The 16,509-nt window shown below is 47.4% G+C and carries 17 protein-coding genes; 8 read left to right on the top strand and 9 right to left on the bottom strand.

What is annotated here, in order from left to right:
- Nucleotides 1-79 precede the first annotated feature (79 nt).
- Both AAAA73_RS13020 and AAAA73_RS13015 read right to left on the bottom strand, forming a co-directional pair.
- Complete coding sequence (locus AAAA73_RS13020) at nt 80-1,501, bottom strand: UDP-N-acetylmuramoyl-tripeptide--D-alanyl-D-alanine ligase (protein WP_340598839.1); 1,422 nt, start codon at nt 1,499-1,501, stop codon at nt 80-82.
- Nucleotides 1,501-2,997 carry a UDP-N-acetylmuramoyl-L-alanyl-D-glutamate--2,6-diaminopimelate ligase gene (locus tag AAAA73_RS13015; protein WP_340598837.1) on the bottom strand — a complete coding sequence of 499 codons (1,497 nt, stop codon included), beginning with the start codon at nt 2,995-2,997 and terminating at the stop codon, nt 1,501-1,503. The genes AAAA73_RS13020 and AAAA73_RS13015 overlap by 1 nt, the downstream gene beginning before the upstream one ends.
- 25 nt (nt 2,998-3,022) lie before the next feature.
- Here AAAA73_RS13015 and AAAA73_RS13010 point away from each other — a divergent pair, with 25 nt between their 5' ends.
- From AAAA73_RS13010 to AAAA73_RS13000, 3 genes are all read left to right on the top strand, one after another.
- Entirely contained in the window at nt 3,023-3,706 is a 684-nt protein-coding gene (locus AAAA73_RS13010) for an alpha/beta hydrolase (RefSeq protein WP_340598835.1), read from the top strand.
- A 93-nt stretch (nt 3,707-3,799) separates the two neighbouring features.
- Nucleotides 3,800-4,225: a barstar family protein gene (locus tag AAAA73_RS13005; protein ID WP_340598833.1), complete on the top strand. Its 426-nt coding sequence runs from the start codon at nt 3,800-3,802 to the stop codon at nt 4,223-4,225.
- 114 nt (nt 4,226-4,339) lie between these two features.
- Nucleotides 4,340-5,806 carry a DASS family sodium-coupled anion symporter gene (locus AAAA73_RS13000; RefSeq protein ID WP_340598831.1) on the top strand — a complete coding sequence of 489 codons (1,467 nt, stop codon included), beginning with the start codon at nt 4,340-4,342 and terminating at the stop codon, nt 5,804-5,806.
- Between the two features lie 37 nt (nt 5,807-5,843).
- Here the strand turns inward: AAAA73_RS13000 and AAAA73_RS12995 are convergent, their stop codons facing one another.
- Genes AAAA73_RS12995 through rsmH form a run of 3 tightly spaced genes read right to left on the bottom strand, consistent with a single transcriptional unit; the run spans nt 5,844 to nt 9,178 of the window.
- Nucleotides 5,844-7,874, bottom strand: coding sequence for a penicillin-binding transpeptidase domain-containing protein (locus AAAA73_RS12995; RefSeq protein WP_340598829.1), 2,031 nt, complete (start codon nt 7,872-7,874; stop codon nt 5,844-5,846).
- A gap of 1 nt (nt 7,875) precedes the next feature.
- Nucleotides 7,876-8,211, bottom strand: a complete 336-nt coding sequence (locus AAAA73_RS12990; RefSeq protein ID WP_340598827.1) for a histidine kinase — start codon at nt 8,209-8,211, stop codon at nt 7,876-7,878.
- Nucleotides 8,192-9,178: a 16S rRNA (cytosine(1402)-N(4))-methyltransferase RsmH gene (rsmH, locus tag AAAA73_RS12985; protein WP_340599374.1), complete on the bottom strand. Its 987-nt coding sequence runs from the start codon at nt 9,176-9,178 to the stop codon at nt 8,192-8,194. Before rsmH ends, AAAA73_RS12990 begins: the two co-directional genes overlap by 20 nt.
- Nucleotides 9,179-9,357: 179 nt before the next feature.
- Between rsmH and AAAA73_RS12980 the strand changes: the two genes are divergently transcribed.
- Genes AAAA73_RS12980 through hpt form a run of 3 tightly spaced genes read left to right on the top strand, consistent with a single transcriptional unit; the run spans nt 9,358 to nt 11,648 of the window.
- Nucleotides 9,358-10,272 carry a hypothetical protein gene (locus tag AAAA73_RS12980; protein ID WP_340598825.1) on the top strand — a complete coding sequence of 305 codons (915 nt, stop codon included), beginning with the start codon at nt 9,358-9,360 and terminating at the stop codon, nt 10,270-10,272.
- A 45-nt stretch (nt 10,273-10,317) separates the two neighbouring features.
- Complete coding sequence (locus AAAA73_RS12975) at nt 10,318-11,109, top strand: uracil phosphoribosyltransferase (protein ID WP_340598823.1); 792 nt, start codon at nt 10,318-10,320, stop codon at nt 11,107-11,109.
- 8 nt (nt 11,110-11,117) lie between these two features.
- On the top strand, nt 11,118-11,648 hold the full coding sequence (hpt, locus tag AAAA73_RS12970) for a hypoxanthine phosphoribosyltransferase (protein ID WP_340598821.1): 531 nt from the start codon (nt 11,118-11,120) through the stop codon (nt 11,646-11,648).
- Between the two features lie 86 nt (nt 11,649-11,734).
- On the opposite strand, the gene AAAA73_RS12965 is transcribed toward hpt, so the two are convergent.
- Complete coding sequence (locus AAAA73_RS12965; protein ID WP_340598819.1) at nt 11,735-12,535, bottom strand: porin family protein; 801 nt, start codon at nt 12,533-12,535, stop codon at nt 11,735-11,737.
- 313 nt (nt 12,536-12,848) lie between these two features.
- On the opposite strand from AAAA73_RS12965, the gene AAAA73_RS12960 reads away from it, so the two are divergent.
- Together AAAA73_RS12960 and AAAA73_RS12955 are read left to right on the top strand one after the other, a co-directional pair.
- A complete protein-coding gene (locus AAAA73_RS12960) occupies nt 12,849-13,310 on the top strand; it encodes a DUF3015 family protein (protein WP_340598817.1) in 462 nt (153 codons plus the stop codon).
- Nucleotides 13,311-13,375: 65 nt separating this feature from the next.
- Nucleotides 13,376-15,271 carry an Lnb N-terminal periplasmic domain-containing protein gene (locus AAAA73_RS12955; protein ID WP_340598816.1) on the top strand — a complete coding sequence of 632 codons (1,896 nt, stop codon included), beginning with the start codon at nt 13,376-13,378 and terminating at the stop codon, nt 15,269-15,271.
- On the opposite strand, the gene AAAA73_RS12950 is transcribed toward AAAA73_RS12955, so the two are convergent.
- From AAAA73_RS12950 to infA, 3 genes are all read right to left on the bottom strand, one after another.
- Nucleotides 15,255-15,389 carry a hypothetical protein gene (locus AAAA73_RS12950; RefSeq protein WP_340598815.1) on the bottom strand — a complete coding sequence of 45 codons (135 nt, stop codon included), beginning with the start codon at nt 15,387-15,389 and terminating at the stop codon, nt 15,255-15,257. The genes AAAA73_RS12955 and AAAA73_RS12950 overlap by 17 nt on opposite strands.
- Nucleotides 15,389-16,117 carry a hypothetical protein gene (locus AAAA73_RS12945; RefSeq protein WP_340598813.1) on the bottom strand — a complete coding sequence of 243 codons (729 nt, stop codon included), beginning with the start codon at nt 16,115-16,117 and terminating at the stop codon, nt 15,389-15,391. Before AAAA73_RS12945 ends, AAAA73_RS12950 begins: the two co-directional genes overlap by 1 nt.
- A 122-nt stretch (nt 16,118-16,239) precedes the next feature.
- Nucleotides 16,240-16,461 (bottom strand): translation initiation factor IF-1, encoded by a 222-nt coding sequence (infA, locus tag AAAA73_RS12940; protein ID WP_445292044.1) that lies wholly within the window; start codon nt 16,459-16,461, stop codon nt 16,240-16,242.
- Nucleotides 16,462-16,509 lie beyond the last annotated feature (48 nt).

Genomic DNA, 16,509 nt, shown 5'->3' with positions numbered 1-16,509 from the left:
AGTCCTCCTAATAATGAGGACTGTTATATGTCAGCCGGCTGGAGTAATCCAGCCGGATTTTCGAGGAAGGCTATTTTCTTTAAACTTTTTCTGTGAAATCCAAAGGTTCACATGGGAAGACGAAACGCTCAAGTTTCGTGCCACGGGACGCCTTCACCACGGCAATGTCCCCGTTTTTAAGGAAGGTGGCTAAATCTTTCCCGGCATTATCTGTAAAATCTTTCTGGATCAGACTTTCCTTAGAGAAATGAGCCTTTTGCAGCCCCTTATTGAAGGCGTCAGAATCCTCGCCAACAAAGTAAACTTTTTCAAAGCCCGCCTTGCCCACGCGTTCGCCCAGTTCCTCATGCAATTGTGCGGAGGCCGAACCCATCTCGCGCATCTGCCCAAAGACCCCCACTTTACGTCCACTCACGGTTAACAATTGAACGTTTTCCAGTAAAGCTTTCATACTGTCGGGGTTGGCGTTATAGGCATCAAAGATCATTTGAGCACCGGATTTGAGGTGAACCAGCTGGTTGCGCCCCCAATTTGTACGACATGCTGGTAACCCGTCCCAGATTTCCTTCGGCGACATTCCCACCGACAACCCCAAAGCAGCGGCTGCCATCAGATTTGTTAGATTTTGCGATCCGAACACCTGAACCTTTGCCGCACCAGTCACACCTTTGATGCTGCCTTTTAAAACCAACTCTTTCATGTTCATTGAATCGATCATCAAATGCACATCGGCACGGGGATCTTCACTGGAGAAAGTTAGAATTTTATCCTGTGAAAACTTGCCATGACCACGAACATACATGTTATGAGTCTGCTCGTTATCCAGGTTGTAAATGCGGATCGTGTTCTTACCTGCCGCATTGTAGATTTCTTCTTTGGCTTCAGCGACTTTTTCAATCGTTCCAAAGAACTCCATGTGCGCGCGGCCTACCATCGTGCAAACGACGACGTCAGGCTCTGCGATTTTCACAAGTTCCGTGATTTCGCCAGCGTGATTCATGCCCATTTCAATAACAGCCACTTCTTTTTTCGGATCCAGCTGCAACAATGTGAATGGAACACCCCAGTGATTGTTAAAGCTGCCTTTGTTGTAGTGAACAGTTTTAACGGTATCAATAAGGGCCGCTGTGAATTCTTTAGTGGTGGTTTTGCCATTCGAGCCGGTGATCGCCACAATCTTACCTTGCGCCTGGTGGCGAGCCCAGTTACCCAGCTGTTGCAGGGCTTTTAAAGTGTCAGCCACTTTCAAAACAGTGACTTTGTTTTTGAATTGTTGAACCTGGCTGTTGTCTTCATGAACCAACAAAACAGTCGCTCCTTGGGAAACTGCTTTATCCAAAAACTGATGCGCATCAAAGGCCTCGCCTTTAAGTGCGATAAACATCTGATCCTGAAGATTGGCACGGGTGTCAGTGCCAATACCCGAAAAACGATCCGCATGCTGGCTGATCACTTGGGCGTTGGTGACTTTAATAACTGTTTGCACATCCATGGCTCTCATTACGCTCTCCCCTGCAGTGCGAGTTCCGCAACCTGCACATCACTAAATGGAAACTTCGTGGTTCCAATAATTTGATAATCTTCGTGACCTTTGCCTGCGATTAACACCACATCACCCTCCTGGGCCTTGTGTATCGCTGCCAAAATAGCTTCCTTGCGGTCGACCATCACAGTCACACGTTCCTTATCCTGGGCAGGAATGCCCTTTAAAATATCTTCTATAATCGCCTGCGGCTCTTCCGTACGTGGATTGTCTGAAGTAACCACAACAGAGTCCGAGAACTTCAACGCCATCTCAGCCATCAAAGGACGCTTGCCTTTATCACGATCCCCACCGCAACCAAAGATCGTCCAGATTTTTGCGCTGGAGTTCAGGCTTTCGCGCACGCTGGTTAGGGCCGTCAGCACATTTTCCAAAGCATCCGGAGAATGAGCGTAGTCCACAAAGACAGAAATGTTTTTATTATTCGGTACCGATTGCAAACGGCCTGGCACTCCGGTGAATCGCGAAAGTGCCTCCGCGCATTTCTCCAAAGGAATCCCTGCTGACAAACCGGCACCGATCGCAGCCACTGCATTCATAACGTTATGTGTGCCTGACATTGGCAGCTGCACTTCGACCGAGCCCATCGGGGTTTTCAAATCGAAAGTGGTTAATGCGAAATCCATGCTTTTGATTTTAAAATGCAACGTTGCTGAACTATCGGAACCATAGGTCCATAAAACCGCTGGATCTGCGACATGCAAGCGACGACCATACTTATCGTCGATGTTAACAATCGCAAAACAAGGATGCTTGTCCGTCATCCACAGCAAGTCCGTGAACAGACGCTGCTTGGCCTCCAGATATTTTTCCATGGTTTCGTGATAGTCCAAATGATCACGAGTCAAATTGGTGAAGATCACCGTATTAAACGGCACACTGTCCACGCGGTGCTGATCCAGGGCATGGGAGGAAACCTCCATCGCCACGGCTTGTGCTCCGTCATCTTTGAATTCACGCAGACGTTTTTGCAGATAGATTGGATCGGGAGTCGTCATATCCGACGGCCAGATTTTCTCCAAAAGGTGGTGATTAACGGTCCCGATCACCCCCGTCGGCATGCTGGCATGATTCAAGATCGCTTCCACCATGTAGGTCACAGAAGTCTTTCCGTTGGTTCCCGTCACACCGACACAAAACATTTCCTGCGCCGGGTCTCCGTAATAATGCGATGACAGAATATCCAGGGCCTCACGAGTGTTTTCCACGCGCAAGACAAAACCTTTGAAGCTATTGGGCACCTGATTGGGGTCTTCGACAACCAACACCGTTGCACCCTTTGCGATCGCATCTGGAATGAAAGAATGACCATCGACTTTGACACCACGAATGGCGACAAACAGTCCATCAGAAACGACCTTACGAGCATCATTAAAAATCCCCGCCACTTCGATATCTGGCAAAGCGTGCTCGGGAATTCCTGGAATTGTTGAAAAAAGATGCTGTAGTTTCATGGGATCAGTATAGTATGGGAAAGCTATGAGACAACTCGGAAAAATACATTGCCAAGAAATTAATCAAGACGATAACGCACCCTGGATCATCTTCTTCCATGGTTATGGTGCTGACGCCAACGATCTGTTCTCTTTGGGACAAATGATCCCGACGAATAAGACGTACAATTGGCTTTTTCCGAACGGAATTTTGGAAGTACCCATTGGCCCAGCGTGGACAGGGCGCGCTTGGTGGCCCATTGACATGATGGAAATTCAACGCGCTATGGAAACGGGAGTGCCTCGGGACTTCAGCGGTGAAATCCCAAAAGGCTTCGACAAAGCCCGCGATATGGCGATGGAAATGATTCGTCAGTTGCGCGTTCCTTGGAACCAAATCATCCTGGGCGGATTCAGCCAAGGGGCCATGCTTGCGACTGATCTTTACTTGCGCGCTCCTGAAACTCCACGGGGTTTGGTGATTATGTCTGGCACTCTTGTCAGCCAGGACGAATGGAAAAAGCACATCCCCAACCGTGCAGGCCAAAAGTTCTTCCAAAGCCATGGTGAAATGGATCAGGTTCTGAACTATAAGCAGGCGCAAAAGCTGGAAACTCTTCTGACCCAGAATGGAATGAAGGGTTCACTTCTGAACTTCCGCGGTGGCCATGAAATTCCACCAGTGGTTCTTCAAAAGATCAGCCAATACATCAATGGGCAGGGGTCATAGCCCCTGCTGTAGTTCTTACTGTACAAAATCCTGACAGGAGCAGACACACAGTCAGATATGCTATAGTGCCGCAACTCTTTCGAAGGGATTTCCATGAAGAAGTTGCTGCTAATCGCCTCTGCCTTATTGCTTTGCTTCGGTGCCACTCAGGCCCATGCTTTTCGCAATGCCACTCCCGACAGAACAGTTGAGCGAGAAGGTCTTTATGGCGCAACGGTCTTTGAATCCAAATATAAAATTTTAATCCTGATTCAAGGTCGCGAAATTCATTCCCTAAAACAGCTGCACGCGGTCGTAGCTGATGGTCTAAGACTTCCAAATACCTACGGCGCGAACTTCGATGCCCTTTATGACGTCCTGACAGATCCATCAGTAGTTACCAAAAACTGGGACATTACCATTATCGGTGGCAAGCACCTTTATGAAAATCTGGGTGAACAAAAGACGCAGACTCTGATCGACACCCTAAACGATGCCCAAGATCAAAACCGCATGAATACTTTCATGTTTTGGATGTAACAAACTATTTGATTTCAAACAAAAGGCATCAGAAACGATGCCTTTTCTTTATCGAAGAATACCATTGGAAGATAGCCAGCGAAACCTTCGCTCAACTTCCTGGGAGATTCTTCGATGGAACTGACTCCTGTCAAATTCGGTCCTGCTATTGCCGCATTCATCGCGACCATGCTTTTCTGGGTGGTGATCAGCCCGCCGGATGGGGTTGACATCAATGCCTGGAGATTGCTGGGAATTTTTATAGGAACCATAGTTGCGATCATTGGAAAAGCTCTGCCTATCGGCGGCGCTGCCATGATTGGCATTCTGCTTGTGGGAGTTTCCCAGGTCACAGCACCCGGTAATCCATCAAAATCAATGTCAGATGCATTGAGCGGATACTCCAACGCACTTATTTGGCTGATCGGGATTTCATTTTTCATCTCTAGAGCATTCATCAAGACAGGCCTCGGGGCCCGCGTCGCTTATCACTTTGTGAAAGTTCTGGGTAAACGCACTTTGGGTATAAGTTATGGATTGAGCTTTGCGGAAATGTGCCTGTCCCCGGTCATGCCAAGCAACACGGCTCGCGGTGGTGGCGTACTTTATCCCATCAACCGATCGATCTCAGAAGCCATGGGCTCTACTCCCGATGAAGAGCATCGCCGGAAAATGGGCGCGTTCCTGACTCTTGTTGCTTACCAAATCAACGTTATTACTTGTGCCATGTTCATCACAGCCACAGCCCCCAATCCTCTGATCACCGCCGCCATTAAAGATGTCGCGCAAATTGATATATCCTGGGGACAGTGGGCCTTGGCGGCGATCGTTCCTGGAATTGCTGCGATATTGGTAATTCCATACATTATTTACCTTTTGTATCCCCCGACAATTAAACACACCCCTGACGCTTCCGGTTTTGCTTCAAAAAAACTAAACGAGCTTGGTGCAATAAAAAAAGAAGAGTGGATCGTCGTCGGCGTGTTTTTCCTTCTCCTGTTCATCTGGGCTGGCGGATCTAAAATTTTAAGCGATCATCCCTGGTTTCAAATCGACGCTACCGCCGGAGCTTTCATCGGACTCGCGGTTCTTTTATTCAGTGGCGTATTGACTTGGGATGACCTGTTAAAAGAAAAAGGCGCCTGGGATACCGTCACCTGGTTTTCTTCCCTGGTTATGATGGCAACCTTTCTGAATAAACTGGGAATCACGGCTTGGTTCTCCTCCTCCATTCGAGATTCGATCGTCACTTGGGGATGGGGCTGGCCCGCGGCCTCTGCCTTCTTGATCGCGGTCTATCTGTATCTACACTATTTCTTTGCCAGCAATACGGCACATATCTCGGCATTGTATGCGAGCTTTTTTGCCGTCGGAGTTGGTTTAGGCGCGCCACCATTGATGTTCGGATTGTTTCTGGGATTTGTGTCTTCACTTTGCGCTTCACTAACTCACTATGGAACCGGATCAGCCCCGGTACTATTCGGAGCCGGATATGTATCCATGGGCGAATGGTGGAAATACGGTTTCATCACCAGCGTCATGAACCTGCTTGTATGGGGTGGCGCTTGTGCAGTTTGGTGGAAAATTCTTGGATATTATTAATAAAATAAAAAAGGCACCCTCTCAGGTGCCTTTTTTATTATTTTAGAATCACTGTGATATTTCCATCTTCCGGAAGGGTGGAACCTGCTGCCGGGATCATCTCTGAAACCATGCTGCCATTACCCAGGAATTTGACCTTGATATTCTGCCCGCTGACTTCCCGCAAAACTTCCCGCGTTGTCAGCTTCATCAAGTTCGGAACAACTTCCCCAGGCTTTACTTCCACAGCCTTATCCAGTTGAGCCGCCGTTACAATCTGTGGCTCTGCCGGCTTCACTGCTGTTTCAGTGGCTATCTCGCGGGAGATTTTCTCCAACGCCGCCTTTTGATTGATCGCCGTTTTGATTGAATTCAAGTTTTTTACATTCGTTTCGGCAAGTGTCCCGTGAAGTGGTGCAATACCTTCTTTACGAACTGCATAGGATGCGATTCTGGAAAAAACCGGAGCCGCAACTTTGGCTCCATAGTATGATTTGCGAGGCGAATCCACTGCGATATAAATCACAAACTTAGGATCGTTCGCCGGAATGAACCCTGCAAAACTTGAAACGTAAGCGCCTTTAAGATAACCGCGGCCATTAGGATCCACTTTTTGCGCTGTCCCCGTTTTACCGGCGACCATGAAGCCTTCCACTCGGGCATTTTTACCGGAACCGTTTTTTAATGTCGTCACACCCAAAAGCATTGCGCGCATTTGCGCGGCCTGCTCTGGTGTCAACACACGACGAATTGGCTTCACTTTGGTTTCAGACAATTCACCAGTTTCGGAATCACGCACGCCTTGAACGATGTATGGAGTATTCAACACCCCACCATTCGCAATGGCTGCATAGGCATTTGCCAGCTGAATCGGTGTCGAGGAAATACCATGACCAAATGAAATATTGGACAAAGCCAATGGTTTCCATGGAAGAGCCTGCACAATGCCTCGCGATTCACCAGGAAGATCCACTCCTAAACGCTGGCCAAAGCCAAAATCCAAAAGACCCTGACGAAGTTTATCAGCACCCAATTTAAAGCCGATCTTGGTTGTACCGATATTAGAAGATACCGCAAGAATCTCTGTCGCAGTGATGTCACCGAACTTCTCATGAGCTTCAGCTTCTTTAATCACTTTGTTGCCAACTCTGTATGCACCATTTTCACAAAAGAACTTGGTATTTGGCTGCAACACACCTTCACGCAGAGCCGCTGCAATCACCAATGTTTTCATCGTGGATCCCGGCTCAAATGCATCCGTGACTGACTTATTACGGCGGTGTTCTGCCGAAGACTTCAGGGCTTTGTTCAAATCGAATGTTGGCGCTGACGCCAAAGCCAGCACTGCAGAGGTTTTTGCATCGAGGACCACACCCACGGCGTGATCCGCGTCGAATTCCTGAACTGCATTGGCCAATTCCGACTCCAGAGTATACTGAAGATCCGAGTCGACTGTCAGTCGCAATTCATTACCTTCCGGATTTTCAATAAACATCAAACCATCATTGATCAACGGACGGCCACGGGCATCTCTTTTAACCATGACTTTCTTTTGATTGCCACGAAGGTGCTGATCGTAACCCAGCTCCAGGCCTTCCAGCCCCTGCCCTTCGCTGCCCATGAACCCCAAAGTCTGCGCCAGCAAAGTTTCATTCGGATAAACACGGCGCCACTCTTCAACAAAAGACAGACCGCGAATCTCCCAGGATTTGATTTCATCCGCTTTGCCCTGCTCCAGCATGCGCTGAATCCAGACAAATCGTTTGTTGCCGTCCTTGATTTTTGCATAAACAGATTCGTAGGACTGACCCAAAGCCTTTGAAAGCTTTTTTGCAGCCGCTTTACGATTTTCGATGATCTTCGGATCCGCATACAAAGAATACGCGGTTGCTGACATTGCCAGATCGCGACCATTGCGATCAACAATCGCCCCGCGACGGGCCGGCAACGTCACTTTGGTTTGGAACTGTCTGTTTTGAAGGGAGTTCAAACGATCATTTGGCAAAAACTGCAGATATGCCGCACGCATTGCCAATGCAGACCATAGAAATAGGATACCAACAAAAAGAAAAACAATACGTGATTTCAACTTACAGGTCCTTTTGTGCAATTTTCTTGTCTGCCGCTTTGGCTACAGGAATATCCTCAACATCCGTCAGATGAATGATCTGATTTGCCTGGATTTTTTTAAGAGTGAATTTTTGCTGTGCCATATGATCCAGCAACTGAGGACGGGTGATTTTGGCCAAGGCGATTTCCTTGGTGCGCTTTTCTTCCTGAACTTTTTTATGCTCGCGGGTCAGCTTCAAAACGACGTAACCCATACGGCGCTCTTCCATTTGCAGGAAGACGATGGAAAACAATGTAAAGATAACCAATAAGATACTGAAAAACGGTTTTAACTGCCTAAAGTTTTCCTTGCTCATCCTGAGCACTCCTCTCGAAAACCCTCAACTTCGCAGAGCGCGAGCGAGTGTTCAAATCCAACTCTTCCTGAGATGGAACTACAACCTTCTTATAAACAGATCTTCCAAATTCCTCTGAATCACGGAAGATATTTTTAACAATTCTATCTTCAAGCGAATGAAACGTGATGACAGCCAAACGACCACCCGGCTTCAATGCCTGGATCATCGCGGGGATGGTTTCTGCGACAACTTCCAATTCCGAATTCACTGCCAAACGCAATGCCATGAAGTATTTTGTCGCCGGATGATGGCCTTTCACCTGCCATCCATCCACACGCTCGATCAAACCTGCCAGGCTTGCCGTTGTTTGAAATGCTTTTGTTTTGCGATCCTGAACGATCGCGCGGACAACACGAGAAGGACGATAGACTTCGCCATACTCTTTGAAGATTCGAATGAGTTCATCCTCTGTTGCCGTATTCACAAGCACCTCAGCCGTCAAACCTTGCTGCTGATTCATTCGCATATCTAGTGGACCATCGTGGTAAAAACTAAAGCCTCGTTCGGCCTGGTCTAACTGCGGTGAGCTCACACCTAGATCTAAGAGCATCATATCAAAGTTTTTTAGATTATGATCTGAAAACTGCGAGAAATTTCCATGGATTATGCGAAGTGCACCGTTCTCGACTTCAGTCTTGAATCGCTCGTTGGCATATTTCACTGCAGCCAGATCTTGGTCCATGACCGTGGCTTTCATCGAGGGAACAGTGTATTTCACTGCCATGTAATGACCACCGCGACCGAAAGTTCCGTCGAAGTATGTCGCATCACTTTTCTCTCTGTAAGGGTAGAAAGCAGCAAGCACTTCCTGCAACATCACCGGGTAATGTTCAGGAGAAAACTCCACAGGAAGCTCGACCTTTGGCGGGATAAATTCCTCTGTGCGTTCGATTTTTTCACCAGTGCCGGGCTTATATTTCTTCATCATTACTTCCTAGAATTTCAAGGTATGAACAATTCGATGGACCGTCAAGAAGCTTTGAATTAGCCTATTTACAAGGCTTTTTCGAATATTAACAGGATTTATTTGCGATGATGGTAACTTGCCCGCGTTGTGGCTTCCAACAACCTCAAGATAAATATTGCGCTCAATGTGGCGTCGATATGGAAAGCTTTAAACCGCAGGCTCAACCATGGTGGCAAACCTTTTTTAAAAATCCCGCTCTGCATGTCGCACTTTTAGTGACGGTGGTCGCAGGCGGTGGTTTTTATATCTATAAAAACAAACAAAGCAATCAAGCGGAAGTCGCCAGCACTTCCCGCCCTGTTGTACGTGTTAACGCTTCCAACAGTTTACCACCCCCTCCACCTCCTCCACCGGAAATGGAATTGGCCGTGGCCGGAAGTGCAACTGAAGTTCCCGCGGGATCAGCAGGCACCAGCGCAGACGCGGATGTTGGAAAAATGCTGGCAGCCGCAAGAGGACTTTCTGCCGACAATGCAGCACCCGCGGGCAGCGGACCTCATGTGACTGTGTTTTATACTGAGGTCAATCGCCAGTCACTAAATCGCCTGATTGAATCCGCACGCAATACCGGCCAATTTATGACTTTCACGGACTATTCGGCGGGCATCATCCCTGGAATGGAAAAACGCATGCAGATGGCGGGTATAAAAATTCTGCATAAGGAAGAGCGCCCGGTTGAAGTGGGAAAATCACTGCAATGGACATACGGCATCAAGAATCGCTCGACTCCTGGAGTTGAGATTGGATTGACAACGTTCATCGAGCTGTCCGACGTGGACGGCAACAGTCTGCGTGGAAACCTTGAGATCCAAAGAACCTGGCGCGAACCGGCCGCAAGTGGTGGTTTTGAAATCCAAAGAAAGTCCTTCCCCGCTATATTTGAGATTGGCGGCGAAAACGGGTTCTTAATGGCCGGTGTTATGCCCACTCAGTCAAATCTTGAAAATGATGACGAACTGACAGCGCTTGATGTATACAAAATTCTGCGCTCTCCTCAATTTAGAGCAGGCGAAAGCGAATTCGTGATCTTCGTCGAATACGACAGCAAATAGTCATTCCCGAAGACCTTCCACCCGAGTTCGCGTGAAAGGTCCACCATGGCTCAGTTTCAGCAAGAACTAGAACACGCATATGGCCCCCGCGTTCATCTGATCGACAGTCCATTTTTGAATGGTTTGCTGGCAAAGGCCTGCTCTCCTGACTGCTTTCAACCTGAAATCAACCGCATCGTGGAGGTCTTGTATACGCATTTGATTTCAATCACGGTCAACAATGAGTTTGAGCGCGAAAACTTCACTCAACCCACCCGCATGACCGAGCACCACCCAGACCAGCTTTTGCACAGCAATCGCATTGCTCAATCCCAAAAGGCGGTCAGCGTGAACCTGGCGCGCGCTGGAACGTATCCAAGTCATATCTGCTACAACTTCCTGCATTTCGCCCTTCCAGCCATCAACGTTCGTCAGGATCATATCTTTTCAGCGCGCATGACAGACAGCAAACATCACGTCACAGGGGCTGAGTTCGGCGGCATGAAAATCGGGGGCGACGTTAAAGATGCGTGTGTGATTTTGCCCGACCCAATGGGGGCCACTGGTAATACGATGGTTCACGCCATCAACCACTATAAGCAGCACATCCCAGGACCAGCTAAAAAATTTATCGCATTGAACCTGATTGTGACTCCGGAGTATTTAAAGAATTTGTTAGGATCACATCCCGAAGTCGTAATCTATGCCTTAAGACTTGACCGTGGGCTGTCCCCTCAGGCAGTTTTAAATGCAAAGCCGGGTCAATTCTGGGATCAAGAGCGCGGCCTGAACGATCAACAATATATCGTTCCCGGCGGCGGCGGTTTCGGCGAGATCATGAATAATTCATTTGTTTAGGAGTTCCCATGACGAATTTAACTTTGAAACCTTATATCTCTGAAGAAAAAATCCAACTCAAAGTTAAAGAGCTGGGCGAAATTCTATCCAAACAATTCAAAAACGAAAAGGTCATCGCGATCTGCGTTCTGAAGGGCTCCTTCATGTTCTACTCTGATCTTATCAGAGCGATCAACGCTGACATCACTTGCGAATTCTTCGGCGTGGCCTCTTACCACGGTGGCACTTCCTCTTCTGGCGAAGTGAAAGTGACTTTGGATCTTGCATCTCCGATTGAAAACCAACACGTGATCCTGGTTGAAGACATCGTGGACACGGGCCTGACAATGAACTATTTGAAAAACTCCATCATGTCGCGCAAACCAAAATCTTTGACGACAATCGCTTTGCTTGAAAAGCCTGAAGCTTTGAAAGTGAAATGTGAAGTGGACCACGTCGGCTTCAAAATCCCGAATGATTTCGTAGTTGGTTACGGCTTGGATTACCAAGGCTACTACCGCAATCTTCCATATATCGCGCAAGTTCAAAACTTCCAGTAGAAGTAACGAATCCCAAAAATAAAAAAACCACAGCCGACCCTCTGTGGTTTTTTATTTTCAGAAAGCCATAGCTTCCAGTGCGGTCTTTACATTTTAACAGACAGTCCGGCGCTTAGGATCAAGCCCATGTTGAACATGTCCTTGCCTGGCAATATTTCTTCTTTATTTACTTTGTTTAGACTTTCCTGGAAATCGGCTTGAACCACCAAGCCCATTTTACGAGCGAACTTCCAGTCATAACCCATGCCCAAGGCCAAGCGAACGTCGGTGGAGTTGAAGCTGTCTTTCAAATCTTGGGAAGCGGTATTCGAAGCCGTTGCTCCCATATAATTGACTGGTGCGGTTACTTCCGTATTTGCTTCAGTCAGGAAACCAACTACAGCACCACCGCGTGCAAAGAAATGCGATCTGGAAGAGTGTGGCCACGAAAAACGCGCCATCACCGGAAGATCAATATAAGTCAGAGTGATATCGATACCGGCTTTCACCACATCATTGGCATTGATGTTTAACTTGCCTCCACGCTGGGAGTACAACAAGCCTGATTCAAATTGCCACATACCGCGACCAATCAGCACACCTGCTCCGCCTTGCATGCGAGATACAGAATCAACGCTGGAGCCATTAATGCCTTCAATACCAGTGAAAGTGGAACTGACATAACCAATTGTAGGTTCCAAGGTGACCATTGGATTTGGAATAGTTTGAGTGGCAAGGACTTCCTGACGTTGCGACATGGTTTGAACGCTGTCCATTTCATTCGCTGCCTGCATTTCCCCAGCTGCATATTGTGGTCTGAATTTGGTTCGTGCCTTTGAAGACTGAGCCTGCGCAGACATTGTGAAACCCAAAATCATAGCCGCAATAATATAAGTCGCCTTGTTCATGAAAACTCCTTGATGCAGATCTATAATGCAACGACCAGACCAAGCCCCGTAAAAATATGAGGCTTGAAATTCAATTAAACTGACTGCGACGGTGTTTTCTCAGATTGAGACAGCCTCCACACCCCTCACCAATCACGGAAGACAAATATTGTTTTCAAGTGTTAATTCGCAAACACAGAAGAAATCAATGCCGCTTGTCACGACTTCTGTACGGTCTAATTGCAATAACGAATCTATATAGAATTTTATTTGCCCAATGGCAGAATCACGTTCAGACTTTTCATCAGTGTTTAACATCACGGAAGGATTCCACATGAAAAAAATGATTCTTGCAGCAATCGTATTGGCTTCTACTTCTTCAGCTTTCGCATTCTCTAAAGGCGATCTTTCAAACGGTTCATACGGAACTGCGGGTTGCGGTTTGGGTGCTTTGGCATTCGGTAACAAATCAGGTCCAATCCAAATCTTCGCTTCAACTTTGAACGGTACAGGCGTACAAACTTTCGGTATGTCCACTGGTACTTCAAACTGCGGTCCTTCTGTATTCGCAGCCAACGAAACGAAAGCTTTCATCGACAACAACGCTGTTGCTCTTGAAAACGATATCGTTCGTGGCCAAGGCGAGACTTTGATGACTCTTTCCAAAATGATGAACTGCAACTCTGACGTTTTGGGCGTAACTTTGAAGAACAACTACAAATCAATCTACACTGGCGAGCAATCCACTGAGCGCGTTATGGAAACTGCGCAAAAAGTTTGCTCTGTTAAAGGTTAATTTTTTGCTAAGCTGCAAAGCTTAAGGTAAATATGAGAGGGGCCTCACGGTCCCTCTTTTATTTTATGAAATTGTTCAGTTTATTGTTCGCTCTTTTTTTCTATCTTCCGTTGCAAGCATCACCAAGCTTGCCGGACTCCGTTGTACAAGAAGCACTGAAGCTGCATCTTGACCAGGATCCTCAGTGGCTGAATCTTTTGAATTACCGCCGCGATGATTGGTTTACCAAACAAAGTCAGGCCGATTCTCCTTTGTTCTTTTTTGCAGAGGAAGGCAAACGCTCCCCACGCATGGAACTGGAAGCCACTATTCGGGCCATCTTTGATCCTGCCGTCACCCGCAAATCCCCTGAAGGAAACCTGCAGGAACGTGCACAATGTCTTTTCCCGGGAAGATTTCTGTATCTCACCCGCAAATTGCCGGGGGTTTCGTGGCCTCAGGTTTCCTGCCAGAGATTTGAAAATTTCCGCAGCATATTGGATGCACACTCCGCAACTTATGTCTTTTCCTCTTACTACATGAACAATCCGGCCTCAGCCTATGGTCACTCTTTTTTACGTCTGAATCGCGGCAGCTCCTCTTTGAATGAAAAGAAATATGAACTGATCGATTTTGGCGTGGGCTTTTCCGGAATTCCCGAAGGGGCTACTCCTTCCAGTTACGCCATCATGGGACTCTTGGGGATGTTCACCGGCCGCTTCGAAGTTCTCCCCTACTATTTCAAAGTTCGCGAATACAATAATTTCGAGAGCCGCGATCTGTGGGAATACGACTTGAATCTTTCCCAGGATGAAGTCGATCTGCTGGTGGCCCACATCTACGAACTTCAACAGGCACATTTTGACTATTGGTATTTCACCGAGAACTGTTCTTACCGAATTATCGCCGCTCTGGATGCCGTCAGGCCTTCACTGGGATTGATTGATAAAACAAAAAGGGCTGTGATGCCGGGGGACACCATGATTCTGGTTTACTCCTCCCAGGGGCTGGTTCAGAAAACCAACTATCGTCCCTCTGGTCGCGCCACTTTTGAGGCTCGCCTGAATACATTAGACAACTCTGCCAAATCCAAATTCGCGGAATTCATCCAGAGCGAAAAGGTCGATGTCCTGACTGAAAGTTCGGATGAAAAAGAACGCCAGGAATTATTAGACACGGCGATCGACTACGTTGATTTTCGCTATGCTGATCAAGTGCTTCAACAAAAAGGTCAGTTTAAATTAAAAAAAGAAATTCTTATCGCACGTGCTGAAGTGAATCGAGTTTCTCCGGAACTCACTGCGCCTGTACCCGAGCTGGATGCTCCCCATCAGGCCCATGGCTCCTTCCGCGCCAAGGGTGGCTACTTACACCGCAATCAACAAGATCTAATGACCCTGGGGCATCGCTTCGCTTTACATGATTTACTGGATCCCGTACGTGGCTACCCTGCTTATTCTGAAATGCAGATGATCCAAACCGATTTCAGTTACAACCCCGATGCGGGTCGTGTGCAGTTTGAAAAGATTGGTTTGATTGAAATTGTATCCCTGTCCAATTGGGAAATATTCAGTCACTTGCCTTCATGGCGCCTTAAAGTCGGCTGGGATCGTGATTATCAGACAGAGTGCGCCTATGACTGCATGCCCTTGTCGCTTCAAGGCGGTATTGGTATTTCCAAGGAATTATTCCATAGCTTCACCGCCAGTGCCTGGCTGCGCGCGGGATTTGCCTATGACGAAGGATTTGTGAATGATAAATTTCGCATGGGTGCGGGCCCTGCCATCTTGATTCGTTATAATCTAAAAGACAGCTTCAGTCTTTTGGGCGAAGCCTGGTATCGCTATGACAATCACGGCAGTCTTGATGAATACCGCGATCTGTTTGCGGGTGCTCAGATTAATTTAAGCAAGGATATCGGTCTTCGCTTGGGGGCAAAGAACGATGAAGAATATAAGGCCGAGATTAATTTTTACTACTAACTGCGACTGTCGCCGTGCTTTTCATCGTCGCATTCACTTTTGCGTGGTAATAACCCAGCGCCATGCAAGTGATCACATACGCTGACAAAAGAATGATTTTACCCTTCATAGTTTCCATTATTGCGCCTCCGCAGATGCCACTGTTTGATTTAATTTAAGGGACAATTTGCCCGGCTTGCCTTTGGAGATACCTATAAGACTTGCCATTGCATTTGTTTTAACTTGCGAACTTGCCTTCGACTTGCGAACCAGGTTCATCGTCTTATAAAGTTGGTTCGGATTCGCAACTGCCAACTGATCCAAAGCAACCAGGGCACGCATCTTCAAAGAGTCGTCCTGAGATTGGTGCAAAGACTTGCCTCGACCATGCTGAACCGCCATCGGGGCTTTCACCACTTCAAAAAGAGCGTTGTGCGCAGGCATACCTGCCAAACTTAGAAGATATACGGCAACGTCGCGCTCTCGAATTTCAGCTTCGGAATTCAGGGCTTTAGCCGCCAAAGACATCAAATCGTTATAGGAAAGACTTGCGACTTGGGAGCGCACTTGTTTTTCAAACAAGGCCCAGTCGTTGCGACGCTCGGAAAGACGTTGAACAACTTGATCGATCAGAATCTGAGTCATATCAAAACCTGAATCATGCTTTGCTTTTTTAAGCTTTGGCATCGCGGACTTCAGGGATTCAGAAAAAGGAATTTTGCTGTTTTGTTGCGCAATCAGAATTGCACCAGGCAAAGGCTCTGAAGGCACCATGGCCGGAGCCTTGGTCTTTTCGGCAACGTAAATCAAACCGCCCACTATGGCGATAACGATCATAAATACTATAGGTCCGTGGTTGCGTTCCATAAACGGCTCCTTCCTGCCGTTATACCTACAACTCCCATGCCCCTCCGTACTCAAACCTAGGGGGGCTACGGAATAAGCATCATGTACAAATTTTAAACACGCGCGAGAATAGTCCCTTAAGCCTACGCTTTGAAGCGATGGGTGATGAGGCCATGGGTGGGGTCATAAGGAGAAACGCTGACCGTAACTCTGTCGCCCACTACCACTTTGATATTGAAGCGCTTCATTTTCCCGCATAGCTTGGCCTTGATATCGATTCCATTTTGCAGAGTGATAAAGTAAATGCCGCCACCTTTTAAATCGGAGACCTTTCCTTCGATCATAATCAAGTCATCTCTAGCCATCATTCCTCCTTAAATAAAAAATGCAGATCCACCAACAAGATGGATCTG

This window comes from Bdellovibrio sp. GT3 (genome assembly GCF_037996765.1).
In the GTDB taxonomy this organism is placed as follows: Bacteria; Bdellovibrionota; Bdellovibrionia; order Bdellovibrionales; family Bdellovibrionaceae; genus Bdellovibrio.
This window is presented reverse-complemented; position numbering and strand designations above follow the sequence as displayed.

Coding starts and splice junctions, on each gene's coding strand:
- AAAA73_RS12950 (WP_340598815.1), bottom strand. CDS start 15,389: ATGGAAACTATGAAGGGTAAAATCATTCTTTTGTCAGCGTATGTGATC.
- AAAA73_RS12975 (WP_340598823.1), top strand. CDS start 10,318: ATGGCTCAGTTTCAGCAAGAACTAGAACACGCATATGGCCCCCGCGTT.
- AAAA73_RS13015 (WP_340598837.1), bottom strand. CDS start 2,997: ATGAAACTACAGCATCTTTTTTCAACAATTCCAGGAATTCCCGAGCAC.
- AAAA73_RS12980 (WP_340598825.1), top strand. CDS start 9,358: ATGGAAAGCTTTAAACCGCAGGCTCAACCATGGTGGCAAACCTTTTTT.
- hpt (WP_340598821.1), top strand. CDS start 11,118: ATGACGAATTTAACTTTGAAACCTTATATCTCTGAAGAAAAAATCCAA.
- rsmH (WP_340599374.1), bottom strand. CDS start 9,178: ATGAAGAAATATAAGCCCGGCACTGGTGAAAAAATCGAACGCACAGAG.
- infA (WP_445292044.1), bottom strand. CDS start 16,461: ATGGCTAGAGATGACTTGATTATGATCGAAGGAAAGGTCTCCGATTTA.
- AAAA73_RS12945 (WP_340598813.1), bottom strand. CDS start 16,117: ATGGAACGCAACCACGGACCTATAGTATTTATGATCGTTATCGCCATA.
- AAAA73_RS12955 (WP_340598816.1), top strand. CDS start 13,376: ATGAAATTGTTCAGTTTATTGTTCGCTCTTTTTTTCTATCTTCCGTTG.
- AAAA73_RS12960 (WP_340598817.1), top strand. CDS start 12,849: ATGAAAAAAATGATTCTTGCAGCAATCGTATTGGCTTCTACTTCTTCA.
- AAAA73_RS13000 (WP_340598831.1), top strand. CDS start 4,340: ATGGAACTGACTCCTGTCAAATTCGGTCCTGCTATTGCCGCATTCATC.
- AAAA73_RS12965 (WP_340598819.1), bottom strand. CDS start 12,535: ATGAACAAGGCGACTTATATTATTGCGGCTATGATTTTGGGTTTCACA.
- AAAA73_RS13005 (WP_340598833.1), top strand. CDS start 3,800: ATGAAGAAGTTGCTGCTAATCGCCTCTGCCTTATTGCTTTGCTTCGGT.
- AAAA73_RS13020 (WP_340598839.1), bottom strand. CDS start 1,501: ATGAGAGCCATGGATGTGCAAACAGTTATTAAAGTCACCAACGCCCAA.
- AAAA73_RS13010 (WP_340598835.1), top strand. CDS start 3,023: ATGAGACAACTCGGAAAAATACATTGCCAAGAAATTAATCAAGACGAT.
- AAAA73_RS12990 (WP_340598827.1), bottom strand. CDS start 8,211: ATGAGCAAGGAAAACTTTAGGCAGTTAAAACCGTTTTTCAGTATCTTA.